Genomic DNA, 25,411 nt, shown 5'->3' with positions numbered 1-25,411 from the left:
TCCCCATCATGCTGGAACTGCGCAAGGACATCTTCGCCGACGAGCGCGACGATAATTTGAAAGAGATCGGCAAGGGGACGCAGCGCCAGGACATGCTCGGCCACGTCACGGGCACGTCGAGCTATTTCAACGACCATAAACTTCAGGGCATGCTGCACCTGAAGGTCGTCCGCTCGACCGAGGCGCATGCAAGGATTCGCCGTATCGACACCACCGAGGCCGAGCGCTCGGCCGGCGTGCGCCGGATCATCCGCGGCACCGACGTGCCGGTCAATCTCAACACGCTGCTGAGCCTGATCAATTTCGGCAAGGACGACGAGCCTTCGCTGGCGGTCGACAAGGTCCGCTACAAGGGCGAGCCGATCGTCGCCATCGTTGCCGACAGCGAGCGCGAGGCGTTCGAGGCGATTGCCAAGGTCAAGGTCGACTACGAGGTGCTGCCGGCGGTGTTCGACGTCGAGGACGCGCTCAAGCCCGGCGCGCCCGTGGTCAACGAGACCTACCCAAAGAACACATTCACCTATCACGAGGTCTACGATCACCAGCGCTTGCGTTTCGGCGACGCCGATGCGGCGCTCGCGACCGCCGATCACGTGCTGGAGCAGCGCTACCAGATGTCGCCGATCGAGCACGCGCCGACCGAGACCAACGGCGCGATCGCCGCGCCCGACACCAACGGCCGCTACGTCGTCTACACCTCGACGCAGGCGCTGTTCTTCTCGGTCGACACCTGCGCCAAGATTTTGGACGTGCCCTCCAACACCTTCCACTTCATCGGCGGCACCGTCGGCGGCGGCTTTGGCGGCAAGGTGGACACGCTGACGGAACCGCTCGCGATCCTGGGAGCGATGCTGACCGGGCGGCCCGTGCGCTACGTGTTCGGCCGCGAGGAGGAGATGCAATACGGCCCGCCGCGCGGCGCCGAGCTCATCTACATCAAGGACGGCGTGATGCGCGACGGCCGCATCGTCGCGCGCAAGATCCGCGCCTATTTCGACAGCGGCGCCTATACGCGGCTGTCCAGCTACGCCGCCGTGAAATGCGCCGCCCACCTGCCCGGCCCCTACACCATCCCGAACGTCTATGGCGACGTCTATTGCGTCTTCACCAACCGGACGCCTGCGACCGCGATGCGTGGCTTCGGCGTCACCGCGATGGATTTTGCCATCGAGTGTCAGATGGACAAGCTGGCAAACCTCGTCGGCATGGACCCGATGGAGTTCCGCATCTTGAACGCCTATCGCGACGGCGACATGAAGGCACATCGGCGCGAAGCCAAGAACACCGCGCTGATCGAGTGCGTCCAGGTCGCGGCCGAAAAGGCCAAATGGCCGATCCGCGACGAGTTCAAGCGCGCGTCCTCGCGCAAGGACGGCGGCGGCAGCCGCGCCGTGATTCCGCCGACACCGACGGATTCGCACCCAAGGCCGGCTGTGGCCGCGCAGCAGCGCACGACCTATGACCGGCTTCCACCGACGGTCACCCGCGAGCCGCCGCGCGAGCCGCCACCGCCGGCACCGCCTCCCCCGCGGCCCGCTGCGCCCTCGCATGGCGCGACCCGTTTCTCCTCCGTCTTCGGCACCAGGAGGCGCTAGATGACCCGGCATCGCGGACGCGGCATGGCGTCGATCAACTATCCCATCGGCATGAATCTCGGCGGCGACCCCAGCCAGGCGCTGGTGCACTCCAATCCGAGCGGCAAGTTCACCGTCGCGCTGTCGTCGATCGACCTCGGCCAGGGCATGAAGTCGGTGACACGGCAGATCTGCGCGGAGACGCTGGGCGTGCCGGTCGAGGACGTCTATGTCGACACGGCCGACTCCGACACCGGCCCGCACTGCATGGGCTCGTTCGCCTCGCGCGGCACCCACCGCGTCGGCAACGCCGTGATGGCCGCCGCCCGCGAGGCGCGCGGCGTGATGATGGAGGCCGCCGCCGAGGAGCTGGAGGTCAATGCCGCCGATCTCGAGACCGACGGGCGCGGCAACATCCACGTCAAGGGCGCGCCGCACCGGTCGATCTCGACCAAGGACGTCGCGATCGCCGCGCAGTTCAAGCAGGGCAAGACCATCTCCGGCCGCGGCATCTTCCTCGTCCCTCTTTCCAACGTCGATCCGGAAACCGGCGAGATGTCGCCGGCAACCTGCTACGCCCATGCCTGCCTTGTCGCCGAGGTCGAGGTGGACGACGAGACCGGCGAGGTCGCGATGGTGCGCATGGACTCCGCCTATGAACTCGGCCGCGCGCTCAATCCGCGCCTGGTCGAGCAGCAGCTGGTCGGCGGCGCCTGGATGGGCGTCAGCCACGCGCTATACGAGACGCCTGAGCCCTACTATCCCGATCCCGTTCACGGCCCCCGCGATTTCGTCGAATATCTGATGCCCGGCCCCGGCGATATCTGCCCGCACGACATCGCCGTGCTGGAGCGTCCTGCGCCGGATGGCCCGTTCGGCGCCAAGGGCCCCGGCGAGATGTGCGCCAATCCGGTGCTACCGGCCGTCGCCAATGCGATCTTCAACGCGGTCGGCGTCCGCATCGACGATCTGCCGATCACCCCGGAAAAGGTGCTGCGCGCCATCAAGTCCCAGGGCGGCGCGCGACCGCAGGCACGGCGCTAGAGGTCCTGGAATGGCGGTTCGCAGCAACATCGTCGGCATCGACAGCCCCGAAGCGCTGGAGAAGGCGCTGCGCGCGGCCTATTACCTCGCCGACGAGGGACTCGCGACCGCAGCCTATCTCGGCCTCGCCCTCGGCAAGCCTCTGCTGCTCGAGGGCGCGCCGGGCGTCGGCAAGACCGAGGCGGCGAAGGCCATCGCCGCCGTGCTGGGGCGGCGATTGATCCGGCTGCAATGTTATGAGGGCATCGATTCGTCCGCGGCGCTCTACGAGTGGAACTACCCGCGCCAGATGCTCGCGATCCGCCAGGCCGGCGACGAGAGCATCGACATCTATGGCGAGACGTTCCTGATCGAACGGCCGATGCTCGCCACGCTGCGCGCGCCGGATTCCACCGTACTGCTGATCGACGAAATCGACCGTGCCGATCAGGAGTTCGAGGCCTTCCTGCTCGAATTCCTGTCCGACTTCCAGATCTCGATCCCCGAGCGCGGCACGGTCCGCGCGGCGGAGCGTCCCGTCGTGGTGTTGACCTCGAACCGGACGCGCGACCTGCACGAGGCCCTGCGCCGCCGGTGCGTCTATCACTGGATCGACTATCCCACCGAAGAGCGCGAGGCGCGCATCGTGATGCTGCGCGCCTCCAGCGTCGCGGAGGCAACCGCTCGCGCTGTCGTTGCGGCGGTCGGCAAATTGCGACGCGAGCCGCTCAGCAAGGCGCCGGGCATCGCTGAAGCCGTCGACTGGGCCGAGGCGGCGACCTTGCTGCACAAGGGCGGCGCGCGCTGGCCCGATGCCTTCAGGCGCTCGATCGGCGTGGCGCTCAAGGACGAGGAGGACCTGCACTTCATCTCGCCCCGGCTCGATGCGATGCTTGCGGAGGCAACCGCATGAGTCCCGAACTGCAACTGCCGCAGGCGGCGCGCGTGTTCGTCTCCTTCGTCGCACTGCTGCGCGCCAACGGCTTTGCCGTCGCCCCGGAGCAGACCACCGCGTTCCTCACCGCGATCGAGCTGCTCGGCCCGCGCCACCTCGGCGATATCCGCCAGGCGGCGCTGGCCACCCTCGCCCCGCCGCCCGAACGCCGCGCGACCTTCGACCGGCTGTTCGATCTGCATTTCCGCGGCAGCGAGGCCGTCACGCGCGATGACGACGGCGAGGACGACGAGACCGTCCGGCTTCAGGAAGAAGGCCGCGGAGACGAGGAGCCTCTGCTCTCCGACGACGCCAACGAATCCGGCCTCGCCGCGACGCGCAGCGAGGCGCTGGTCGAGCGCCGCTTTGCGCAACTCTCTCCCGGCGATGCGCTGCGCCGCCTGACCCGCGAAGCGCCGCGGCGTCTGCCCAGGCGACGCGGCCACCGGCGCATGCAGGCCCGGCGCGGTCCGTTCGCCGATCTTCGCCGGACCTTGCGCGATTCCGTGCGCAGCGACGGCGAGGTCCTGCGTCTCGGCCACCTGAAGCGCAGGCAGCGCCCGCGAAAAATTCTGCTGCTGATCGACGTCTCCGGCTCGATGAAGAGCCGCACCGAGGAGAACATGAAGCTCGCCCACGCGCTGGTGCAGGCAGCGCCCAATCCCAATGTCGAGGTCTTCACCTTCGGCACGCGCCTGACCCGTGTCACCCGCGCGCTGCGGCTCAAGCGGCGCGAACAGGCGCTGAGCGCGGCCGCCCATCTCGTCAGCGACTGGGACGGCGGCACCCGGATCGGCGATGCCTTGCAAGCCTTTCTCGCGGTGCCACGGTTCGGCGGCTATGCGCGCGGGGCGGCCGTTATCGTCGTCTCGGACGGGCTGGAGCGCGGCGCGCCCGACGCGCTGCGCGACGCCGTGGCAAGACTGTCGCGGCGGGCCTGGCGCATGAGCTGGCTGACGCCGCTCGCAACGGGTCCGGGCTTTCGCCCCCAGACCGAAGCGCTCGTCGCCATCGAACGCTTCGTTGACGATCTCGTCGACGGCGGGTCGAGCGCGTCGATCGTCGCGCATGTACTGGCACTGGGACGAAGGAGAGTTGCGTGACCGGGATTGTCGACGGCCATCATCACATCTGGCGGCAGGCGGACCTGCCCTGGCTGATCGGCCCCATGCAGCCCCGCATCTTCGGACCCTACGAGCCGATCCGGCGCGACTATCCGATCCAGGAATATCTCGGCGATCTCAAGGGCACCGGCGTCAATCGCTCCGTCTACGTCCAGACCAACTGGGCCAACGATCGTTTCGAGGACGAGGCCGCCTGGGTGCAGCAGACCGCGGACGAGCAAGGCTGGCCCCACGCCATCGTCGCCTATGCCAATTTCGCGGTCGACGACGTCCGCCCGCAGCTCGACCGCCTCAAGCGTTACCCGCTCGTGCGTGGCATGCGGATGCAGCTGCACTGGCACGAGAGCCCGCTTTATCGGTTTGCCACCCGGCCTGATCTCTGTCTCGACCCCCTGATCCGCCGCAACGTCGGATACCTCGCCGACTACGGCTGGAGTTTTGACCTTCAGGTGTTCACGCCGCAGATGCCGGATGCCGCGCACCTGGCCGAGGCCTGTCCGAAGGTGACGTTCATCCTCCAGCACGCCGGGATGCTGGAGGACCTTTCGCCGGCGGGCCGCGCGGCCTGGCGCGCGGGGATGGCGCGCCTCGCCGCATGTCCGAACGTGGTGTCGAAGCTGTCCGGGCTCGGCACGTTCATCCACCGCAACGATCCCGCGCATATCGCCGCGGTGCTGACCGACACGGTCGCGATCTTCGGCGCCGAGCGTTGCCTGTTCGGATCGAATTTCCCGATCGAGAAATTGTGGACCAGCTATCGCGAGCTCGTCGACGCGTTTCGCGCGGCGGCCGCTCCGCTGAGTACCGGGCAACAGGACGCGATCTTCAGGACCACCGCGGCGCGCGTCTACCGGCTTTGACAGACAAGAAACGAGACAGGGAGAGACACGGATGGCGCTGGAGATCAAGATCCTGGACTATGGCGATATCGAGCTGGAATCGAGCTTTCTGGTTCTCGGCCGCGACTGCGGCCGCACCCGCCGCGTCCTCACGCTCGGCTTTTTGATCCTCGGCGGCAAATATCCGGTCGTGGTCGACACGGGCTACCGCTCCAACCAGATCATGGAGACGCTGGGCATGCGCGGGCTGCAGTACCACGAGCACATGATCGAGAACCAGCTTGCCCGCCATGGCGTGCGCATGGGCGACGTGCGCTTCGTCTGCCACACCCATCTGCATATCGACCACGCCGGCAAGGACGATCTGTTTCCGATGAACACGACCGTCGTCCTCAATCGCAAGGAGCTGGAATATTCGGTCTCCGGCCTGATGCATCCGCAATATCCGGCGCCCGACATCAAGCACCTGATCGACCGCCTGCACACCAAGAGCGCGCTGCGTTTCCTCGATCTGGAGATCACCGGGCCGATCGAGCTGATGCCCGGCGTCTATTGCGACGCCGCCAACGCCCACACCGAGGGCTCCATGAACATCATCGTCGAGACCGCCGACGGGATCGCCACCATCTGCGGCGACGTGATCTACGATTTCAACGACCAGATCGTCACGCCGTTCAACGAGATTCACGACTGGGAGCCGCGGACGACCGGCAACCACGGCACCAGCAAGCGGGCGGAGAAGGCCTCGATCAAGAAGCTGCTGAGCAATTCGCGCTATTTGCTGCCGGTGCACGACAGGCCGGCCAAGATCGAAGGCGGCATGGTCGTCGGCCGTCTGCACGACCAGGTCCCCGGCCCGATCGTGCAGTCGCTGCCCCCGCGCAACTGGTTCCCGGCCTGACGCGCTCGAAGGATCGACCGATGACGCATGTCACCTTGCGAAGTGAGTTCGAGACCTTGATCGATCCCTATGCGCCGGTCGCGCAGGTCGGAACAGGCTTTGACTTCACGGAGGGCCCGATCTGGCATCCGATCGATCACTACCTCCTGTTCTCGGACATGCCTGGCGACGTTCGGCGGCGTTGGGACGCACGGCGCGGCATGGCCGAGGTCAAGCGCCCGTCGAACAAATGCAACGGCATGACCTACGACGCCGAGCTCAATCTGATCGTCTGCGAGCACGCGACCTCGTCGCTGATCCGCGAGCGGCCGGACGGCCGGCGCGAGGTGCTGGCCTCGCATTTCGGGGGCCAGGAGCTCAACAGCCCCAACGACGTCTGCGTGCACTCCTCGGGCGCAATCTATTTCTCGGATCCCTGGTACGGCCGCATGCCGGTCTATGGCGTCGAGCGGCCGCGGCAGCTTGGCTTCCAGGGCGTCTATCGTGTCATGCCCGGCGGCGAGCCGAAGCTCGTCGTCGACCGCAATCTGTTCGACCAGCCGAACGGACTGTGCTTCTCGCCCGACGAACGGCTGCTCTATGTCAACGACACCGTGCAGGCGCTGATCCGCGTATTCGACGTCAATGCCGACGGCACGCTCTCGAATGCGCGGGTGTTCGCAAGTAGCATCAAGTCCGAGCTCGAGCCTGGCCTGCCCGACGGCATGAAGTGCGACCAGCACGGCAATGTCTGGGTCACCGCACCCGGCGGCGTCTGGGTCTACTCGCCGCGCGGCGAACTGCTCGGCAAGGTTCGTGTGCCCGAGCTCGTCGCCAACCTCGCCTGGGGCGGGCCGGATTTCCGCACGCTCTATCTGACCTCGACGCACTCGGTCTATGCCATCCCGACCAGGGTGGGACCGCGCCACGAGCCCTATATGAGCGGCAGGCGCGGCGGCGCCGGCGCAAGCGCCGGCCCTGCGGCCGCAGCGCCCATCCTCACCGACGGCGAGATGCGGCTCGATCCGCAGCGCTGCGCCATGATCATCCAGGATCTTCAGAACGACGTCATCATGGATGGCGGCGCATTCGACGGGTCTGGCGCGCCCGCTCACGCGAAGCAGCAGCATGTGGTCGAGAATGTCCGGCGTCTTGCCGAGGCCGCGCGGGCGCGCGGCGTCGCCATCATCCATGTCTGGTTCGTGGTCGAGCCCGGCGCCCCCGGCGTGACGCTGAACGCGCCGCTGTTCGAGGGTCTGGTCGACAGCAAGGCGATGGTGCGAGGCAGCTGGGGCGCGGCGCCGGTCTCGGGCCTGGAGCCCCGGCCCGGCGATTTCGTCGTCGAGAAGATGCGGATGAGCGCCTGGGAGGGCACGCGGCTGGAGACGATCCTGAAGGCCACTGGCCGCGACATGATCATCAACACCGGCGCCTGGACCAACATGTCGGTCGAGCACACCGCGCGCACCGGCGCCGACAAGGGTTATTTCATGATCGTGCCGGAGGATTGCTGCTCGACCATGAATGCCGACTGGCATTCGGCCTCGATCAATTTTGCCATGCAGAACGTCGCCATCGTCACGCGGGCGGATGCCGTCATCAGAGCGCTGGGATGAGCGGTGGCAAAGCTCCTGCACCTCTCCTGCTCGCCGCGCCCCGACTCGGAGTCGAGCGCCGGCGCGCGCGTCTTCCTTGACGGATTTCGCCAGATGCGTCCCGACTGGGACATCGACGTCATGGATCTCTGGCGGGAGCGGATGCCGGAGTTTGCGGGGCCGATTGTCGAGGCCAAATATGCGCGGATGAAGGCCGAGGCCTTCGACGACGCCCAGCGCGACAGCTTTGCCGAGGCCGAGCGCATGGCGACGCGCTTGTCGCTCGCCGAACGCGTGCTGATCTCGACGCCGATGTGGAATTTCGGCATCCCCTACAAGCTCAAGCAGTGGTTCGACATCATCGTCCAGCCCGGGCTTACCTTCCGGTACGACCCGGCGTCGGGATACCTCCCGCTGCTCAAGGACCGGCCGACCCTCGTCATTCTCGCCAGCGGCAGCGACTTCGTCACCGGCATGAATCGCGGCCGCACCGACATGGCGACACCCTATTTGCGCGAGGCGCTGCGTTTCATTGGCATCAGCGACGTGCGCTTCGTGCCGATCGGGCCGACCACCGGCCCGGCGGACCCGATCCTCGCCGCGCGCGAGACGGCGTATCGACGCCTCCGCGAGATCGCCACATGGTTTTGATCGACGCGCCACGCTAGGCGATTGCGAGCGGCGAGAGCGCGGCAGATTTCGCGCGACGGCCGACAAGACTGTCAGCGAAATCGCGACCGCCGCTTCAACGCTGCGGCGGAATCAGCGCACGCAGGATGTCCGGCTTCCAGGCCTGACGCGCGCTGTCGAAGGCCGCGAAATCATGGTCGAATTGCCAATAGGCCCATGACCAGCCAAGCCTGTCGGCGCTTCTCGCCATGAACGACAGATATCTTGCGCGGCTGTCGGATGGCGCACGCTCGTATACCCCGAACTCGCCGAGATAGACGGGGCGCTTCTCCTTCTCCGCCCAGAGATTCATCTTCTCGAAGTCAGCAGCAGCCTTGGCTTCGTCGTCGGGACTGCCCCAATCCAGCGGCCCGATCCGCGAAAACGTCGGGGACCACGGTGCGCCCTGATGCGTGAATCGTATCGGCGCGTAATAGTGAAACGTGACAATCAGGTTCCTGTCGTCGGCCGGCAGAGCCAGGTCGTCGACGGGGATGTCGTCCGTATTGAGAACCGCGGCAATGACCGGCCGCGCCGGATTGGTGCGGCGGATGATTTCAAGACATTCGTTGAGGAGCGAATTCCAGTCGCCGGACGTCATTTGCCCGCCAGGCTCGTTCAGGACCTCGAAGACCAGCGCGGGATATTTTCCGGCATAGCGCTCGGCGATCTGCCGCCAGAATGCCCTGAGCTTCTCGCCGCATTCGGAAACGTCGCGTTGGCAGATATGGGTGTCGTGCTCGTCAACGATCGGAATGAGGTTTCTTGCAAGGACGTCCTCGATGACGGCATCGAGCCGCCTCAGAACGATCTCGTCCAGCACGTTCCCCGGGCCCATGAACTTGAAGCCGAAAAAGTTGATCCTGACGTGCGAAAATCCGGCCTTCCTGATTGCCGTCAGATTGTCCAGGCGGAATGGCGCGTTCCGGCCGCCTTCCCAGATCCCGTCATAGCCGAGAATATTGATGCCGCGCCCCAATTTCGGCAGGTCACGGGAAGCAGCCTGCCCGGCCCCATTGGCATGGAAGCCAAACGACGCGAGGAAAACTGCCGTTGCCGCAAGATTGAAGCTTCTCGTCCAGCGAGCGCGGATGGCTCTCATCTTGCTTCCATTCGTTGAGACTAGAGATCGGTCTGCGGCACAGGCCTGCACGTCGCGAAGAAGAACGCCACCAGCAGCACCGACGTGAACATCGTCGAACGAAGGAACGTCGTCTCGGTAAAATTGGTCTGAAAGCTGAGAACGGCAAATCCGATGATCAGCGCGCAGTGCGACCGGTCGATCGCGCGGGCCGAAATCAGATGGAGAACCTTGCTCGAAAACAGCAGGACGCTCGCGGCGAAGAGCGTGTAGCCGAGAAACCCCGTCTCCATCAGGATCGCGATATAGCCGCTGTGATAATTGTCGAGCACCCAGCCATGGTTCTGCTCGAAATAGTCGTAGATCGACGGGATCGTCCAGAAGCCGTTGATCCCGAAGCCGAGCAGCGGCGCGTCATCGAAATGGCTGATGGCGTAATGCCAGATGAACGTCCGCTCGGTCAAATCGACGGACGCGTCGCCGACATGGATCGCGTCATACCCCGTCGCGTAAAAATAGAAGATCAGCGCGCCGGCCAGCAAACACATGACGAACGGCAGGACCGCATAGAGTCTCATGCAGATGACCGACCACATCGAGGTCAACAGCAATGCGCATGCGGCCAGGGCAACGGCACCGGCGCCCCGCGATTCCGACGCGAGGACACATGTGGACGCCAGAACGAAGGTCAGGAGGAAAGCCGGCCACCCCTGCCCCTTCATCTTCAGATAGCAGGCGAAGAACATCAGATACGCGCCGACGAAACCGAGGGTCTGCTTCGATTCATAGACGCCTTGCCATTGACCGTTATGCATCCAGCTGTGGTCTATCCCGATATCGGGTACGGCGAGCGCAACGAAGGCCGACGCGGCGACCAATATGAAAAGGCCCAACGCCGTGGCCCTGACAACCTCGTCCATGTCGATGCGCGTGATGAGACAGAAGGCACCGAAGGTCGTCATCGCGAGCGCCAGGCTCTTCATGATCGCGGCGGCATTCAGGCTGGTCCAGAACACGGAGATGACGGCGAAGGCGTAGAATGCGACCAGCACGATCAGATCGGGATTGAACTGCAAACGCAGGGGCGGACGCACGAATGCGCTGGCGTAGATCAGGACGCCCCACATCAGGACCGCGACAGCCTGCTGCAGATAGGTCAGCTCCGCCGGCAACAGCCCGGTGTTGAAGGTGCCCATCGACGCGACGACGTTGATGGTGATCGAACAGCCAATCGCGGCCCTGGCAATCTTCTCAACGCCAACGCTGCGCGTCTTCCAGATCGCGCTCCCGGGAGCCCCGGAGTCCACCTCGGTCTGTAGGCTGGCCATGATTGACCTTCCTTAAACGCGGTTAATTATTTGCTAGCGCGGCCAGGTCTCCACATCGCAGCCTCCGCGGCCGCGAAGCCTTAAGACTTCGGTAACGATACGAACCCGGCTCAGTCCATTTGATGCAAATCGTACCACCTCGGTATCTCGACCGTCACTCCCCTGCTATAAGCCCTCAGCTCGATCGAGCACTCCCGAATTCCCTGGCCTCCCTGGTTACGCATGAACACGCCCGGCAACACGTTCGATATCGCCGTCGAGCCGGCATTCGACTTCCTGTCGGCGGACTATGCAGAGCTGTTCGACCACTCGGCCGCCACCGCGTTCCAGCATCCGCTCTGGCTGCACAGCCTCTACAGCAGGCTCGCGTCTCATGCGGGAGCAACCCCTCTGGTTGTCGTGGTTCGCTACCGCGCGACGCGCGCCCTTGCGATGGTGCTGCCCCTGCTCCGGATCCGGCGCGGTCCGATACGGACCGTCGAATTCGCAGATCTCCGCGTCTCCGACTATCTGGCGCCGGTTTGCAGTCCGACGGTGTTTTCCGAACTGCTTGGGGATGCGGAGGCATGCGCCCGGATTCGCCGCCTCGTTCGCCCTTTCGACCTGCTCCGAATGACCAAGCTGCCGGACGGGCGGCTGCCGATCGAGAGCCTTCTGGCCGCGCCCCGCCGCGTCGCGATGGACACCAATGCCTACGCGACCGTTCTCGTCGCCCCATTCGAGCAATGGCGGGCCAGTGCGATGGATCGTTCCTATCAGAAGGAGCTCGCAAAGAAGTATCGGCAGCTCCAGAAGAAGGGCGCGCTGAGCTTCTCGTGCTGCAGCGACGGCGCTGCCGTCCTCGAGGCGCTGGACGTAATGAGGAAATTTCGCGGTCCGCGGTTCCAGGCGCAGGGCGACGGAGACCTACTCCAGCGCCCCGCATATTACGACTTCTATTCCGACGTCGCGGTCCGCGGTCTCGGTTCCCTTGCGCGGCTCTATGCCATGAAGATGGATGGCGAGGTGATCGCCGCCGTGCTCGGCTTGCACCACCGCGATAGCTTCCTCGTCATCATGAGTGCCTTCGACATTGCCGGATACAAGAGCCAGTCGCTGGGCGCGCTGATGTTCGAGCAGGTGGCGAAGGACTGCATCGAGCGCGGAGATCAGATGCTCGACTTCACCATTGGCGACGAGCCATACAAGAAATTGTTCGGCGCGCAGGCCTCGCCGATGTGGGCGGTCACGCAGGCCGGCAGCACCACAGGCGCGATATCCCTGTTCGCACTGAAGCAGGCGCCCTGGCTCAAACTTGCCGCGAAGCGAATTTCGGAGGTCAGGCTCTCGCCGACCCGCACCTCGACGCCAACGCGCTGACCGGCGCGAGGCGCTGGCGGGTTTCAGCCCTCAGGCGCGCAGCGCGCTGCGGACCTGCGCGAGCCAGCCCGGCCGCATCTGATCGACCCGATGGGTAATGCTCCGCCGCAGGAAGTGCAGCCGTCGCCGCACGTCCCAGCTGATATCGTCGCGCGACGTCAGCGCCTGGCGGAAGCGCGCCATCTTCAGTGACTGCTGGTCCGCGGCGATCTTGTCGCGATCGGAATAGAACTCCGATATCTTCTCCTTGCCCATGCCTTCGGTCGCAAGCCACCGCGGTGCATATTCGGTGCAGAGACGCTCGACGTCCACCAGCAGGCGGGCGACGCCCGTTCCGGCGGCGGGACAGTTGGTCTGAAACGCATCGCCGATCAGCACGACGCCGGGCTGGAGATGTCCTTCGACGACGGACAGATCCATCACCCAGTTCTGTACCCGATCCGTCACGCGAAAATCGCCGAGATAGGGCTGCAATCCCGGCAGCAGCCGCAGGACTGTCGCTTCCGTGTCGCGACGCAGATCACGCATGACCGGATCGGTCGGGTCGCGGAACATGAAGAGATTGGCCCGCATGCCGGCGGGTACCGGAAACAGGCTGAGATAATCGACGCCGTCGGAGGTGCGCTCGCCGTAACAGGTCAGCGCCTTGAAATCGAACGGCGTGCCGTCACGGCGCACGATCGTGAAGCCGAACGAGACCGAGTGGCCTGCGGCCAGCACGCGCCGCCTGATGCCCAGCTTGTAGCCGAGGGCTCCGGCCATGCCCGTCGCCAGAACGACAAGACGCGCATTGAGGCGGCGCCCGGAGGCAAGCTCCAGATGCTGGACGTCGTCGCTACAGGTGACTGCGGTGACCTCGTCGACGATGAGGCTGGACGGATCGGGTATCTGGCCGCGCGCCATGGCAACGAGACCGGCATAGGGAAGCCCGTAAGCCTGGCCGACGCTGACATCGACCACCTTGCCTTCCCTGACATTGAGCACCTGATCGTATGGACAAGCGACGCTCGCGAGGCCGCGGATGAAGCCCAGCCTGCGGAACATCTCCAGCTGCGGGCCTCCGATCTTCTCGACCCGAAACTCGTCCGGATAGACCGCGCGCTTGTCCACCAGCGCGACGCGATGCCCTGCCCGCGCAAGGACAGCAGCCGCGAGCGAACCTGCAAGGCCACCTCCGACAATCGCGACGTCCGCAACGATCGTCGTGGTCGCAGCTGCGGCGATCGGCTCAGTCACGGTGCTATCCGCCGTCATGGTCCAGGCTCCCACGGTTAACGGTGGTTCCATGTGCAATTATCCCGCCTGATGTCGCATCGCAGGACCGAACGCGATCATTTCCGTCGATCGAGGTTAACGAACCGAAGACTCGATCTGGCCGGACGATGTTTCGGCACGCGTCTTGCTCGGGATGTTCGACAAGAACCGGTGTTCGGCGACGCCACGGCGGAACGCATGGCTGCTTCTCGTCAGAGCGACATCACGTCGCTTTTCGACGAAGCCGGCCTGCGCTCTAACTGGGACAGCCGGAACGAAGGTGTCCCACCGTGACGCAGCGGATGTTTCGCCGACATCGGCCGCAACCAACAGGACTCCAGAGGCCCCATTAACACTCGCGGTTTTTCACCATGCTAGGCTGTCACCGCCATCGCAGCGCGTATCTCCAGGGGAAAGTCGTCCCTCAACGTCCATGATCGAATCCATCGTCCAGTTCCTGCGGCGCGACGTGACGCGCGGTGTTGTCGGGACCATCCTCCTCAAGGTTGGCAGCGGCGCGCTTGCGTTTGCGTTGTTCTCGCTGGCGGCGCGAACGATGTCGCCTGATGGATTCGGCATCTTTGCGACCTGGCTTTCCGTTGCCCAGATCGCAGCGGTCGTGGGGCTGGTCGGCCAGGAGTCGCTTCTGGTGCGATTTTTGAACGAGTATCAGGTCGAAGACAGGCCCGACCTCACCAAAGGGGTCCTCCTGTCGAGCTTCAAGATGACCTCCGTCGCGATGCTGATCGCGATCGCCGCGGTCGCGTTGGCCGCGAGCTTGAGGGGCGATTGGTGGCTGCTGATCCTTGCTCTCTCGGCCTACACGGCGGTGAATGCCGGACTGATGCTCGGCAGCCAGATCGCCCGCTCGCTGGTCAGCATTCTCATGGGCGAAGGAAACCGGGAGCTCTTCTGGCGGGTCATCGTCGTCCTGTTTCTGCTTGCCATGTTGTTCGGCCATCGGCAGCTCGATCCCGCCGAGTTGTTCGCCGTGATGACGATCGCCATGTCGGTGGGCCTTGTCGCGCAGGTCGTTGCGATTGCGCGAGCCCTGCCGGACTTGCGCAGCACAGCGGCGCGTTACGAGACCTCTCGCTGGAGAGCCAGCGCGCTTCATTTCTGGGTCGCGTCCATCCTGGAAGCGGCCAACCAGTATTTCGACGTCATCCTGGTCTACTGGATGCTGGATCCGGCGACCGCTGGAATCTATTTCGCCGCCTCGCGCCTGGCCAACATCTTCGCCATGCTGTCGGCGGCGCTGTACAGTTTCGGGGCGCGCCGGCTTCCTTCGCTGTACTTCAGCAAGAACCACCAGGAGTTCGGGCGAACGTTGCGGCTCATGGCGGAAGTGACCGCACTTTGCGTGGCCAGCGGACTTCTCCTGATCTGGATCGGCGGCCCCCATCTTCTCAACCTGTTCGGGCCTCATTTCGCCGCACAGCACTGGGTCCTGATCGTGCTCGCGATCGGCACGGCTTTCCAGGCGGCGGGCGGTCCATCCGCGGCGATCCTGCAGCTGACCGGCCATGAGCGCATCTATGTCCCCGTCGTCGCGGCGAACGTCGCACTGCGGCTGGTCGGATTTCTCGTCCTGATTCCCTGGCTCGGCGTGCTTGGCGCGGCGATCTCGGCGACCGTGTCGCTGGCGTTCGCGACCATCGCGCTCAACATCCTCTGTCGCCGGCGAACCGGAGTCGACCCTTCAATTCTCGTGCTTCTGCGCTTCTCGGCATCGAAACGCGGCGCCTTTGCGGTCCGCGGTGCCGACTCCGGCGATTAGGCGTCGATCAACCGGCCAGGCCCAACACTTCGCCCCGACGACGCGCCGCCGACGGATCGGGCGGGACACGATTGATGACGAGCCCGGTCGGCACGCTGCCAAAGCGGGACAGCGCCGCCATTGCCCTGCGCATTGCAGCGGAATCGACCGCGTCTTCGCAAGCGACCAGGACGACCAGATCAGCGTGAGCGGCGAGCGCCGCCGCCTCCGGCTGCAAGGCCAGCGAGGTGGCGTGGACGACGATCAGATCGAACTCCGAACGAATGTCATCCGCGGGCGACGCCTCGGGCCGCTTGCCGGCGCCCAGAAGCGCGTCGACGCTGCGAAAGTCCGCCGTGGTCATGCCGTCCGCCTGCTCCTTGACGAGGCTAACCGCGGCACCACCGAGGTCCGGCTCGACCCGGATCAGGACGCTCAACTTCCCCTTGTTCACCGCCCACCGGTTCAGCGACCGCGCGACGGTGTTGCCGCCGGCCCGCTTGCCGACCGACATCACGAGCGCGACCTTGCCCCGGGCTCCCGGCAATTTCTCCAGCCGGTCGAGCAGCGGGCGCAAATGTGGACTGAGATCGAGCGCAGCCGTCGCTGAGACCGGACCTTGCCAGATGTTTCGGGGCACATCGCCCGGCAGCAAGTCGGGAATGCGGGCCCACACGGGCGGGCGTGGCCACGACGCGGGCTGGCGCGGAGCCGGATCGGGGGCACGAACGTCTTCGACGGGCTTGTCCGATCGGCGTCCCGTAGCGGCAACGACCGCCGTCGATGTCAGCAGCGAGCCGATCGCGAGCGCGGCAAGCAGCAAGGGCAGCGGCGGAAGGGTCGAGCGAAGCGGCGGAATGGCGGACGACGCAATCTTGGTCTGGGAGCTCTGCAGGAGACGCTGCTCGTTCGTCGTCTTCGAGCGCGACAGGAATTGTTCGTAGATGTTTCTGTTCGCCTCGGCGTCGCGCTGCAACTCCTGGAGCCTGACCAGAGCCTGACCGTCGACCAGGAGCTGCGATTCAGCCGCCTTCATCTGGCCTTCGAGGGCCTTCTGCTGTTCGCGCTGGGCCTCGTACTCCGACTTTGCGGTGTCGATGCTCTTGGCCCGCTCGACCTCGATCTGCCTGTTGAGATCGTTCAGCTGGCTGTAGGACATGACGAGGTCGGGATGGCGATCGCCGAACACCGCGCGCTTCTGCGCGATTTGATCATTGAGCGCCGACCGCTGCGCGCGCAGCGCGCTCAGGAGATCCTGCTTGGCCGGACCCTCGACATTCGCCTTCACGTCGCGCTGCGCCTGCTCGTAGCGGGCTTTGGCCTCTTCGGTCCGGGCGCGCGCGGCGGCGACCTGCTGCGACAGCTCGGTCACGCGCAATTGCTGGGTCGTGGAATCCTTGCCGGCGTTGACGATCCTGTGCTCGAGCTTGAACGTGGCCACGGCGTCCTCTGACGCCCTCAACCGGTCGTTCAATGTCTTGAGCCGGCCACTGAGCCAGTCGGCCGCCTCGTCGGTCGCATCGGTGCGGTTGCGACTCTGGCTCGCGACGAACGCCTCGGCTATCGCGTTCGCATAATAGGCCGCCCGCTCCGGCCGGTTCGACGTGAAGCGGATGGCGATGACGTAAGTGAGCCCGCGGCGGGAAATGTCGAGACGGTTGCGGAACCTCTCGAGCAGGCGCGCGGGGTCGGTATGTCCCCCGGAAATGTCCTCGTCATCCCGAATCTTGAGCTGCTCGATCAGCGGCTTGAGAAAGCCGTCGGACTTCGCCACTTCGACCAGGCTTTGCAGCGCGGCGCTATCCTGCCCTATGCCCGGCAGAACGTCCTGATCCGCGGTCACGCGTTGTTCGCGGGGATCGACGACGACCAGCGCGGTCGCCGCAAATCGAACCGGGATCACCAGCAGAAGGATGACGCCGAGGGCGAAGATCGCAAGAGCGAGCGCCAGGATACGGCGAGCATTGTCCCGAATGAAGGAGAGCGCGCCTGCGGCGGTGAGCACACCGCCAAGGCGGGCTGCGGCTCCGCCAGCCTCACCGTTCGACGCATCTTGAGTCTGCCACGACGCGGAGACACCGGTCGATCCGGAACTTGTCGGGTCTGCGCGGCGACCGAACGTCATGGACTTTACTCGGATTCAACTGGCAAGCACTGTTCAGTGGCCTGCGCCACCGTAAATATCTATGGTTAATCCGCGGTTACCCGCCTCCGCGCGAAGATGACCAATTGGTTAACGCGCTCGCTTCGCTCCGTCCGCAAACCGCTGCCATTCTCCTGTGAACGATGCCGTTCCGGCGGACAGGGCATTAACTCCGTTTGTTGCTAGCCGGTGTCCGCGCGACGCTCGCATGATAGGTACGGCGTTAAGAAGGTGAACGTTTCATTAGCGGGTCGGGATCCGTGCTGCATTACCAGCCAGGCGCAGAACTGGGCGAGGCACCGAAGCTGCCGTCGACCGCGGCAGCACTCGCAAGTCGGGGCAGCGGCCGACCGAAGCCGCACGTGCTTCTCGTCCAGACGCAAGCCGAGAATGCGGGCGCCCAGGAGATTTCCAGGCTACTCGGCGCCGGCCTGACCGCGCGCGGCTATCGGGTCACCAATCTGTTCTTCTTCCGCAAATCGGATTCATTCGACGAGCCGCCCGATACGCTCTACTGCGCATCGCGCCGGCCGGGACATCCACTGGCCCTGCTGCAAATGCTGTGGACGCTCGGCCGTCATATCAGGACCACCAGGCCCGACGCCGTTCTGACCTTTCAGCATTTCGGCAACGTCATCGGCGCGGGCGTGTCTCGCCTCGTCTGCCGCGCGCCCGTCATCGCCAATCAGGTGTCGTCCGCACTGTCGATGAGCTGGCCGATCCGCACGGCCGACATCGTCATGGGCAGCCTCGGCTTCTTCGACCGCATCACGCTGAACTCGCTGGACATGCAGCGCGAATATTCGCGCTACCCTGCGGCCTACCGGTCGCGCATGGTGCATGTCCCGCACGGCTTCGACGACAAGGCCCTCACCCTGCCGAAGGAAGCTGCGCGACAGAAGTTCAATCTTCCGCCGGACCGCATATTGCTTGGCTGCGCAGCCAGGCTGCACCCGCACAAGCGGCTCGATGCAGCGATACGCCTGCTGCCGGATCAACCGTCCTGGCATCTCGCACTGGCCGGCCAGGGTGCCGACGAGGTTCGGCTAAGGCAGCTGGCGGATGATTTGAAAGTCTCGGACAGACTGCATCTGCTCGGGGAAATCACCCCGCGCCAGATGGCCGACTTTCTCGCCTGCCTGGACGTGTTCGTATTTCCGACACAAGCCGAGACTTTCGGCCTTGCCGCGGTCGAAGCCGCAAACGCCGGCGTTCCCTCCGTCGTCACCGATCTTCCCGTCCTGCGCGAGGTGCTGTCCTTCGAAGGCAAACCGACAGCACTGTTCGTGGATGCCTCCGATCATGCGAAGCTGTCGGCCGCCGTCTCGAAGCTCCTGACCGACCAAACCCTGCGCGACGAACTGCGACAAAACGCCAAAGGCCTGAGGTTGCGGTATTCGGTGGACTCCATGGTTGAGGAATACGTTCGAATTCTCGGCCAAGTCATTTGACCTGATCCGCTGGAATAGATTGGCTCGACATGATCATCGAGTTTCGCTGTGAACGTGAGCATGCGCGGCGGTGGATGCACCGCGAGACGCTGTCGGTCGACGGGCGGGACGTTCCGGTCCAGATCGCCTGGACGGCGACGGCGGAGTCACGGCCTGCGGGTCTCGACGCGCTGTTCGCGCTCGAACGCATGGTGTTGCACAAGGGCAAACCCGGCGGTGCCGACGGGCTGAAGATCATTCCCAAGCGGACGCAGGCTCGCACCGGCACGGCCGACGTGATCGTCGATTTCACAGGCGGCGCGCGCGATCGGGACTGCTCGGCTTCGCTGTATCTGCGCCCGCTGTTCAACGGAACTGCAGGAGAAAACGCCGCGCTCGCCGCCATTCTTGCCGGCGACATGCCGGTGATCGACATCGTCAACGAGATCGACGGCGCCGTCCTCGATCGCGGCCACCCGTCGGGAGAAACTGCAGCCGGCCTGAGCGGCGCGCTCGAAACGGTCATGGCGCGAACCCTGACCATGGTGGCGGCAATCCTGTCGGGACGGCCGCGCATTCTGCCACAACTGTCGCGTCCCGCCGGCGCCATGAACCGACGTGGACCTGTCGGCTACGTCGTGCGCGGCCTCGTCGTCTCAATCGCCAAGGAAATCTATCGCCTCTGCTGCTACGCCCCGCATTGGCATATCGGATGGCGCTTCAATGACGGCGCAGGCGTCTGGCAGACCGGAGATCTATCCGGGCCTCGCTGGAACGTTCTGGGAGATCCCGGAAACCACTTCTACGCCGATCCCTTTCCCGTCACCTGGCGCGGACGAACGTTCGTCTTTTTTGAAGATCTCGATCACCGGGTCGGCAAGGGAATCATTTCGGCGATCGAGTTCGGTGACACCGGGCCAGTCCGCGACGTCATGCCTGTGCTGGAAGAGCCCTGGCACCTGTCCTATCCGTTCCTGATCGAGGACGACGGCGAGTTGTGGATGATCCCGGAGAGCTCGATCAACGGGGACGTCGCCCTCTACAAATGCGTTCGGTTTCCGGACCAATGGGAGCGGCATGCGACGCTGCTTTCGGGCCTGGAGCTCGCCGACGCGACGATCACGCGGCACAACGGCCTGAACTACCTGTTTGGCGCCTGGCGCGACGGAGCCGGCGGCTATTCGGATTCGCTTGCGATCTACTACGCCGACCACCTGCTCGGCCCCTGGCTGCCTCATGCCAGCAACCCGGTCCTGATCGATCGCGCGAGTACGCGACCGGCCGGGAATTTCGTCACCATCAACGAAAGACTGTGGCGCCCGGTCCAGAATTGTGCCGACGGATACGGCGCGGCGCTCGCCCTGGCGGAGGTCATCGAACTGTCGCCCACGACATTCAAGCAGATCGTCCGCCACTCCCTGAAGCCGGGACCCGCATGGCCCGGCCGAAAGCTGCACACCCTGAACCGCTGCGGCCGGCTGGAGGTGATCGACGGATCGCGTGTTCAGCCGAAGACCAGCGCCTTTGCGCGTCAATTTCCGTCGCCGGCTTTGCCGCCCCGGACCCGTCCCTCCACCGCCAGTTGAAACAAGTTCCGCGAACGGCGCATCCCTCGTCTGAGCACGAGCGATCTGCAATTCGAGCGGGATTCGTGGCAGACAGGAGCGAGCGACGCCGGTCATTGCCACGACCGGCCGCTCGGAGACTCCATGGTCAACAACACAAGCTCGACACATCGGCCGTTCGATCCCCGCAGCAAATGGGCCGAACTGTCCCAGGCGGAACGCAGCGCCGCCTATGACAACAATGCGGCGGTCAAGAACAGCCCTGCCCTGATCGCGGAGCGTAACGAAGCTTCCAGCCGGCTGCGCGGTACGCTGAAGTCCCATCTCGATTTGCGTTACGGCGAGCGGGCGAATAACAAGCTCGATCTCTACCCCGCCGCAAAGCCCGATGCGCCCTGCCTGGTGTTCGTGCATGGCGGCTATTGGCAGCGCAATTCGCGCGAGCTGTTCGCCATGCTGGTCGAAGGCGTTGCCGCACATGGCTGGTCAGTTGCGATTCCCGGCTATTCGCTGGCGCCCGAGGTGTCCCTCACCGACATCGTCGCCGAAATCCCGCGCGCGCTCGACTGGCTCGCCGCGCATGGCGCATCCTATGGCATCGGCGGGCCGGTCGTGCTGTCGGGCTGGTCCGCCGGCGCCCATCTCGTGGCGATGGCGCTGGACCATCCGCGTGTCCATGCGGGGCTTGCGATATCAGGCGTCTACGATCTGGCGCCGATCCGCGATACCGGCCTCAACAGCGCGCTGAAGCTGACGGACGAAGAAATCGCCAAGCTCTCGCCGCTTCGCCTGCCCGTGACACAGAAGCGGCTCGACATCGCCTATGGCAGCAACGAACTCCCCGCCCTGGTGCTGGATTCAATCAACCTTCATGAGAAGCGTGCGGCCGCGCAGGCGCCCGGCAAGCTCATTCCGGTCGCAGGCGCCGACCATTTCACCATCCTCGAGGCGCTGCGTCGGCCGGACGGCGTTCTGGTGGAGGCTGCACGCCGGTTGCTGGACTAAAAACGCGAAAACAACCCCATGCACAGTAGAACGCCGTTGTTTCCAAAGGCAAAATCTACGACGCGGATCGTTTTGACTCGTCGGGCAAAACAGGGGCATGATGCCATCATCGCCCCGATCGCCGCTCAGGCTCTTCAACCCAGATTTGCTCTCCCGTGACCTTGACCGGATAGAGCCGCAATGGCGGACTTGGCCAGCCCGCTGTAATCGCCCCGTCGCGCAAATCGAATGATGCGGCATGGCGCGGGCACTGCAGCCGGCCCGCTGTCACCTGTCCAAGACCAAGATCGGCCTGTTCGTGGGGGCAGGCACGGTCGCACGCGACGACATCGCCCTCGTTCCAGATCACAAGCATATCGCGCCCGGCAACGCGGACGATCGTCTCTGCCTTCAGCCGGCTGAGGTCACAGACCGGAATCCACGCCGGCTCGTCCGAATGGACAGCCTCGTCATCCACCGAGATAGGCCTTCCGCACATGCTCGTTCTCGATCAGCTCCGTGCCGGCGCCGGACAACACGATGCGGCCGTTCTCGAGCAGATAGGCGTGGTCGCACATCTCGAGCGCGGCGAACGCGTTCTGCTCGACCAGCAGTACCGTGGTGCCGGCATCGCGAATGCCGCGGATGATCGCAAAGGTGCGCTCGACGATGTTGGGGGCAAGGCCGAGCGAAGGCTCGTCGAACATGATCAGCCGCGGCCGCGACATCAGCGCACGCCCGATCGCGAGCATCTGCTGCTCGCCACCGGACAGCGTGCCCGCCGCCTGCCGGCGCCGCTCGGCGAGCCGCGGAAATTCCGTATAGATGCGATCGCGATCGGCTGCGATCTCGCCTGAACCGCGACGGAGGTAAGCCCCCATGTCGAGATTTTCCTCGACGCTCATGTGCGGAAACACGCGCCGCCCTTCCGGACAATGCGCGATCCCGCTCGCCAGCACGCGCGGGGGCCTCGCCCCGGTGATGTCGATGCCCTCGAACCGCATCTGGCCCGCGCGCGGCGGCACAAGTCCGGAAATCGCGCGCAGCGTCGTGCTCTTGCCGGCGCCGTTGGCCCCGATCAGCGCCACCAGTTGCCCGGCCTTCACGTCGAGCGAAATGCCGCGCAGCGCGGTGACGCCGCCATAGCCGCACACCATGTCGCGGATCTCAAGCACGCGCCGCTCCATGTCCGAGATAGGCCTCGATCACGGCGGGATCGTTGCGGATCACGTCCGGCGTCCCCTCGGCGATGATGCGGCCGTAGTTGAGCACCACGATGCGGTCCGAGACGGTCATCACCATCGGCATGTCGTGCTCGACCAGAAGGATCGTGATGCCGCGACCGCGGATGTCGCGAATGAGCTCGACGAACCGGTGGGTTTCCGAGGCATTCATGCCCGAGACGGGTTCGTCGAGCAGCAGCATCGAGGGTTCCGCCGCGAGCGCCAGCGCAACGCCGACCAGGCGCTGCTCGCCGTAGGAGAGCGAGCCGGCCGCATCGTGGGCACGGCGTTCGAGACCGACCCATTCGATCAGCTCGCTTGCCCGCTGCCGCAGCCTGCGCTCCGAGGCGCGCGCGCCCGGCAGCCCGAGGATGGCGTCGAGCAGCCGGACCCGGCCCTGACGATGCAGGCCGATCAGGAGATTGTCGTACACGGTGTCATTGGGAAACACGCTGGTGCGCTGGAAGGTCCGGATCAGACCGAGGTCCGCGATCTGATGCGGCTTCAACCCGGTAAGCGTCGTGCCCTGATAGGTGACACGGCCTGCGCTCGGCGTCAGGAAACCGGTCATGACGTTGAAGGCCGTGGTCTTGCCGGCGCCGTTCGGTCCGATCAGGCTGACGATCTCGCCCTCGCCCACGGTGAAACTCATGTCGGAGATCGCGACGAGCCCGCCGAAACGGACCGCGACCTGCTCGATCGTCATGGCAACGCTGCGTGCCGTCATCACGCCCGCTCCTTGACCGCTGTCTCGGCGAGGGCCACCGGCGCCAGCGCCGTCGTGCCGCTCCGTCTCCTGCGAAATCGCTGCGCGAGCGAGGGCACGATGCCGCGCGGCAGCACGAACAGGATGGCGATCAGCACGCCGCCATAGGCGATCCATTGCGCCTCCGGCGCCATGATCGGACGCAGCGCGACTGGCAGCAGCCCGAAGATCAGGCCGCCGACGACGGGCCCCGCCAGCGAGCCCTTGCCGCCACTGATGACCATGATCACCATGGTGACGGTGTTGATGAAGGCAAACACTTCCGGATCGATGATCCGGATATAGTGCGCATAGAGGCTGCCGGCGGCGCCAGCGATCGCGGCGGAAATCACCGCCGCCAGCGTCAGCGTCTTGGTCACGTCGATACCGACGGAGACCGCGAGCGTCTCATTCTCCATCAATCCGCGCATCGCGCGGCCGAAATGGGAATGAACGAGACGCGCGATCAGGAGATAGGCGATGAGAGCCACGACCAGCACGAGATAGTAGTTCTGCATCTTGGTGCGCAGCGTCAGCTCACTGAGGCCGGGCAACGGCAGCGCGATGGAGGGAATGTTGGTCAGCGCCAGAGGGCCTTGCGTCAACTCGACCCAGTTCAGCGCGACGAGCCGCACGACTTCGGCGAAGGAGATCGTGACAATGACGAAATAGGCGCCGCGAACGCGGAACGAGAGCAGCCCGACGAAATAACCGCACAGCCCGGCGATGAGGATCGCGAGCACGAAGCCCACAATGGGCGGCCACGGCGTGTGAACAAGGCGCAGGTCTCCGGGCAGCCCGATGTCGAAACCGAGCGATGTCAGCGCGCTGACATAGGCGCCGATGCCGAAGAAGGCGATGTGGCCGAGGCTGAGCTGCCCGGTGAAGCCGAGCAGGAGATTGAGGCTCATCGCGCCGATGACGAAGATTCCGGTCGTGATCAGCGCGTTGAGGAGATAGGGATCGCGCAGCCAGAGCGGCACCGAGGCAAGGGCCGCGACGGCGAGAATGGTGAGGGCTATTCTCATCCGACGCGCTCCGCGCGCGCGAACAGGCCGGTCGGCTTGAAGATGAGAACCGCGATGATGATCACGAAGCCCATCGCGTCGCGATAGCCTGATGAGACGTAGCCCGCGCCGAGCTCCTCGGCGAGCGCCAGGATGAAGCCGCCGATCACCGCACCCGTGATGTTGCCAAGACCGCCGAGGATGACGATGGCGAAGGCCTTGACGGCGGCAAGATCCCCCATTTGCGGGAAGATCACGTAGACCGGGCCGAGCAGAGCCCCCGCCGCGGCGGCAAGGCTGGAGCCGATCGAGAAGGTCGAGGTGTAGATCATGTCGACATTGACGCCCATCAGCGAGGCCGTGTCGTGGTCCTGGAACGTCGCCCGCATCGCGCGGCCGAGGCTCGTCCTGTTGATCAGGAGATACGTCACCAGGATCAGCAGTGCCGCGGCGGCAAGCACGAACAGCCGCAGCCAGGACACGGAGACAGGTCCGAGCACCAGGGGCGCCTCGGGAAACGGCGTCGCCACCGATTTGGCGACCCCGCCCCAGATCCACAGCGTGCCCGACTGCATCGCGATCCAGGCGCCGATCATGACCAGCATCGTGGTGTCGATGTCGGAGCCGCGCAGGGGCCGCAGCAATGTCAGCTCGATAGCCGCCCCCAACAGCCATCCGGCCAGCACGGCGACGGGCAGCGCAAGGAAGAAGTTCAGCCCGAGCTGCTGCACCACGATAAACATGATGTAGGCGCCGAACGTGTAGAGCACGCCGTGCGTGAAATTCACGACGTTCATGATGCCGAAGATCAAGGTCAGCCCGATGCCAAGCAGCGCATAGGTGCCGCCGAGCACGAGCATGTTGACCAGATGCTGGAGAAACTCGCTCAAAGCCG

General features: G+C 65.1%; 22 protein-coding genes. 13 read left to right on the top strand and 9 right to left on the bottom strand.

Annotation, left to right across the window (positions count from 1 at the left end; genetic code table 11):
• Positions 1–8 precede the first annotated feature (8 nt).
• The 8 genes from BJA_RS16740 to BJA_RS16705 are packed head-to-tail and all read left to right on the top strand — an operon-like array spanning position 9 to position 8,620.
• A complete protein-coding gene (locus BJA_RS16740; protein ID WP_011086159.1) occupies positions 9–1,595 on the top strand; it encodes a xanthine dehydrogenase family protein molybdopterin-binding subunit in 1,587 nt (528 codons plus the stop codon).
• The gene (locus BJA_RS16735; protein WP_011086158.1) at positions 1,596–2,618 is read left to right on the top strand and encodes a xanthine dehydrogenase family protein molybdopterin-binding subunit; all 1,023 of its coding nucleotides are present in this window, start codon (positions 1,596–1,598) and stop codon (positions 2,616–2,618) included. It abuts the gene before it with no gap.
• Positions 2,619–2,628: 10 nt separating this feature from the next.
• Positions 2,629–3,510, top strand: coding sequence for an AAA family ATPase (locus tag BJA_RS16730; protein ID WP_011086157.1), 882 nt, complete (start codon positions 2,629–2,631; stop codon positions 3,508–3,510).
• Positions 3,507–4,634, top strand: coding sequence for a vWA domain-containing protein (locus BJA_RS16725; RefSeq protein ID WP_011086156.1), 1,128 nt, complete (start codon positions 3,507–3,509; stop codon positions 4,632–4,634). The genes BJA_RS16730 and BJA_RS16725 overlap by 4 nt, the downstream gene beginning before the upstream one ends.
• Entirely contained in the window at positions 4,631–5,515 is an 885-nt protein-coding gene (locus tag BJA_RS16720; RefSeq protein WP_011086155.1) for an amidohydrolase family protein, read from the top strand. The genes BJA_RS16725 and BJA_RS16720 overlap by 4 nt, the downstream gene beginning before the upstream one ends.
• A gap of 31 nt (positions 5,516–5,546) precedes the next feature.
• Positions 5,547–6,395, top strand: a complete 849-nt coding sequence (locus tag BJA_RS16715) for an MBL fold metallo-hydrolase (RefSeq protein WP_011086154.1) — start codon at positions 5,547–5,549, stop codon at positions 6,393–6,395.
• 20 nt (positions 6,396–6,415) lie between these two features.
• The gene (locus BJA_RS16710; RefSeq protein ID WP_011086153.1) at positions 6,416–7,990 is read left to right on the top strand and encodes an isochorismatase family protein; all 1,575 of its coding nucleotides are present in this window, start codon (positions 6,416–6,418) and stop codon (positions 7,988–7,990) included.
• A 3-nt stretch (positions 7,991–7,993) separates the two neighbouring features.
• Positions 7,994–8,620 carry an FMN-dependent NADH-azoreductase gene (locus BJA_RS16705; protein WP_011086152.1) on the top strand — a complete coding sequence of 209 codons (627 nt, stop codon included), beginning with the start codon at positions 7,994–7,996 and terminating at the stop codon, positions 8,618–8,620.
• Positions 8,621–8,714: 94 nt separating this feature from the next.
• Here BJA_RS16705 and BJA_RS16700 read toward each other — a convergent pair whose 3' ends face one another.
• Both BJA_RS16700 and BJA_RS16695 read right to left on the bottom strand, forming a co-directional pair.
• Positions 8,715–9,740, bottom strand: a complete 1,026-nt coding sequence (locus BJA_RS16700; protein ID WP_038965991.1) for a glycoside hydrolase family 5 protein — start codon at positions 9,738–9,740, stop codon at positions 8,715–8,717.
• A 20-nt stretch (positions 9,741–9,760) separates the two neighbouring features.
• Complete coding sequence (locus BJA_RS16695) at positions 9,761–11,047, bottom strand: O-antigen ligase family protein (protein ID WP_011086150.1); 1,287 nt, start codon at positions 11,045–11,047, stop codon at positions 9,761–9,763.
• A 222-nt stretch (positions 11,048–11,269) separates the two neighbouring features.
• Between BJA_RS16695 and BJA_RS16690 the strand changes: the two genes are divergently transcribed.
• Positions 11,270–12,406, top strand: a complete 1,137-nt coding sequence (locus tag BJA_RS16690) for a GNAT family N-acetyltransferase (protein ID WP_011086149.1) — start codon at positions 11,270–11,272, stop codon at positions 12,404–12,406.
• A gap of 30 nt (positions 12,407–12,436) precedes the next feature.
• Here BJA_RS16690 and BJA_RS16685 read toward each other — a convergent pair whose 3' ends face one another.
• Positions 12,437–13,660 (bottom strand): FAD-dependent oxidoreductase, encoded by a 1,224-nt coding sequence (locus BJA_RS16685; RefSeq protein ID WP_038965997.1) that lies wholly within the window; start codon positions 13,658–13,660, stop codon positions 12,437–12,439.
• 433 nt (positions 13,661–14,093) lie between these two features.
• Here BJA_RS16685 and BJA_RS16680 point away from each other — a divergent pair, with 433 nt between their 5' ends.
• Entirely contained in the window at positions 14,094–15,440 is a 1,347-nt protein-coding gene (locus tag BJA_RS16680) for a lipopolysaccharide biosynthesis protein (protein WP_028172046.1), read from the top strand.
• Positions 15,441–15,447: 7 nt separating this feature from the next.
• Here the strand turns inward: BJA_RS16680 and BJA_RS16675 are convergent, their stop codons facing one another.
• The gene (locus tag BJA_RS16675; protein WP_011086146.1) at positions 15,448–17,544 is read right to left on the bottom strand and encodes a GumC family protein; all 2,097 of its coding nucleotides are present in this window, start codon (positions 17,542–17,544) and stop codon (positions 15,448–15,450) included.
• A gap of 278 nt (positions 17,545–17,822) precedes the next feature.
• Between BJA_RS16675 and BJA_RS16670 the strand changes: the two genes are divergently transcribed.
• From BJA_RS16670 to BJA_RS16660, 3 genes are all read left to right on the top strand, one after another.
• A complete protein-coding gene (locus BJA_RS16670; RefSeq protein WP_011086145.1) occupies positions 17,823–19,013 on the top strand; it encodes a glycosyltransferase family 4 protein in 1,191 nt (396 codons plus the stop codon).
• Positions 19,014–19,042: 29 nt separating this feature from the next.
• Positions 19,043–20,578 carry a glucosamine inositolphosphorylceramide transferase family protein gene (locus BJA_RS16665; protein ID WP_011086144.1) on the top strand — a complete coding sequence of 512 codons (1,536 nt, stop codon included), beginning with the start codon at positions 19,043–19,045 and terminating at the stop codon, positions 20,576–20,578.
• A gap of 123 nt (positions 20,579–20,701) precedes the next feature.
• The gene (locus BJA_RS16660) at positions 20,702–21,562 is read left to right on the top strand and encodes an alpha/beta hydrolase (RefSeq protein WP_011086143.1); all 861 of its coding nucleotides are present in this window, start codon (positions 20,702–20,704) and stop codon (positions 21,560–21,562) included.
• A 106-nt stretch (positions 21,563–21,668) separates the two neighbouring features.
• Here BJA_RS16660 and BJA_RS16655 read toward each other — a convergent pair whose 3' ends face one another.
• The 5 genes from BJA_RS16655 to BJA_RS16635 are packed head-to-tail and all read right to left on the bottom strand — an operon-like array spanning position 21,669 to position 25,406.
• Entirely contained in the window at positions 21,669–22,019 is a 351-nt protein-coding gene (locus tag BJA_RS16655; protein ID WP_236842212.1) for a Rieske (2Fe-2S) protein, read from the bottom strand.
• On the bottom strand, positions 22,012–22,716 hold the full coding sequence (locus tag BJA_RS16650; protein WP_028172051.1) for an ABC transporter ATP-binding protein: 705 nt from the start codon (positions 22,714–22,716) through the stop codon (positions 22,012–22,014). Before BJA_RS16650 ends, BJA_RS16655 begins: the two co-directional genes overlap by 8 nt.
• Positions 22,709–23,491: an ABC transporter ATP-binding protein gene (locus tag BJA_RS16645; protein WP_038965992.1), complete on the bottom strand. Its 783-nt coding sequence runs from the start codon at positions 23,489–23,491 to the stop codon at positions 22,709–22,711. The genes BJA_RS16650 and BJA_RS16645 overlap by 8 nt, the downstream gene beginning before the upstream one ends.
• Positions 23,491–24,537, bottom strand: coding sequence for a branched-chain amino acid ABC transporter permease (locus BJA_RS16640; protein ID WP_011086139.1), 1,047 nt, complete (start codon positions 24,535–24,537; stop codon positions 23,491–23,493). Before BJA_RS16640 ends, BJA_RS16645 begins: the two co-directional genes overlap by 1 nt.
• Positions 24,534–25,406 (bottom strand): branched-chain amino acid ABC transporter permease, encoded by an 873-nt coding sequence (locus BJA_RS16635; protein ID WP_038965993.1) that lies wholly within the window; start codon positions 25,404–25,406, stop codon positions 24,534–24,536. The genes BJA_RS16640 and BJA_RS16635 overlap by 4 nt, the downstream gene beginning before the upstream one ends.
• Between the last annotated feature and the right edge of the window lie 5 nt (positions 25,407–25,411).

This window comes from Bradyrhizobium diazoefficiens USDA 110, from assembly GCF_000011365.1.
GTDB lineage: Bacteria > Pseudomonadota > Alphaproteobacteria > Rhizobiales > Xanthobacteraceae > Bradyrhizobium > Bradyrhizobium diazoefficiens.
Note: the sequence above shows the minus strand (reverse complement) of the source record. Positions and strands in the feature narration are given on the sequence as shown.

Coding starts and splice junctions, on each gene's coding strand:
- BJA_RS16700 (WP_038965991.1), bottom strand. CDS start 9,740: ATGAGAGCCATCCGCGCTCGCTGGACGAGAAGCTTCAATCTTGCGGCA.
- BJA_RS16685 (WP_038965997.1), bottom strand. CDS start 13,660: ATGACGGCGGATAGCACCGTGACTGAGCCGATCGCCGCAGCTGCGACC.
- BJA_RS16695 (WP_011086150.1), bottom strand. CDS start 11,047: ATGGCCAGCCTACAGACCGAGGTGGACTCCGGGGCTCCCGGGAGCGCG.
- BJA_RS16730 (WP_011086157.1), top strand. CDS start 2,629: ATGGCGGTTCGCAGCAACATCGTCGGCATCGACAGCCCCGAAGCGCTG.
- BJA_RS16710 (WP_011086153.1), top strand. CDS start 6,416: ATGACGCATGTCACCTTGCGAAGTGAGTTCGAGACCTTGATCGATCCC.
- BJA_RS16740 (WP_011086159.1), top strand. CDS start 9: ATGCTGGAACTGCGCAAGGACATCTTCGCCGACGAGCGCGACGATAAT.
- BJA_RS16645 (WP_038965992.1), bottom strand. CDS start 23,491: ATGACGGCACGCAGCGTTGCCATGACGATCGAGCAGGTCGCGGTCCGT.
- BJA_RS16675 (WP_011086146.1), bottom strand. CDS start 17,544: ATGACGTTCGGTCGCCGCGCAGACCCGACAAGTTCCGGATCGACCGGT.
- BJA_RS16640 (WP_011086139.1), bottom strand. CDS start 24,537: ATGAGAATAGCCCTCACCATTCTCGCCGTCGCGGCCCTTGCCTCGGTG.
- BJA_RS16690 (WP_011086149.1), top strand. CDS start 11,270: ATGAACACGCCCGGCAACACGTTCGATATCGCCGTCGAGCCGGCATTC.
- BJA_RS16680 (WP_028172046.1), top strand. CDS start 14,094: ATGATCGAATCCATCGTCCAGTTCCTGCGGCGCGACGTGACGCGCGGT.
- BJA_RS16660 (WP_011086143.1), top strand. CDS start 20,702: ATGGTCAACAACACAAGCTCGACACATCGGCCGTTCGATCCCCGCAGC.
- BJA_RS16725 (WP_011086156.1), top strand. CDS start 3,507: ATGAGTCCCGAACTGCAACTGCCGCAGGCGGCGCGCGTGTTCGTCTCC.
- BJA_RS16715 (WP_011086154.1), top strand. CDS start 5,547: ATGGCGCTGGAGATCAAGATCCTGGACTATGGCGATATCGAGCTGGAA.
- BJA_RS16665 (WP_011086144.1), top strand. CDS start 19,043: ATGATCATCGAGTTTCGCTGTGAACGTGAGCATGCGCGGCGGTGGATG.
- BJA_RS16735 (WP_011086158.1), top strand. CDS start 1,596: ATGACCCGGCATCGCGGACGCGGCATGGCGTCGATCAACTATCCCATC.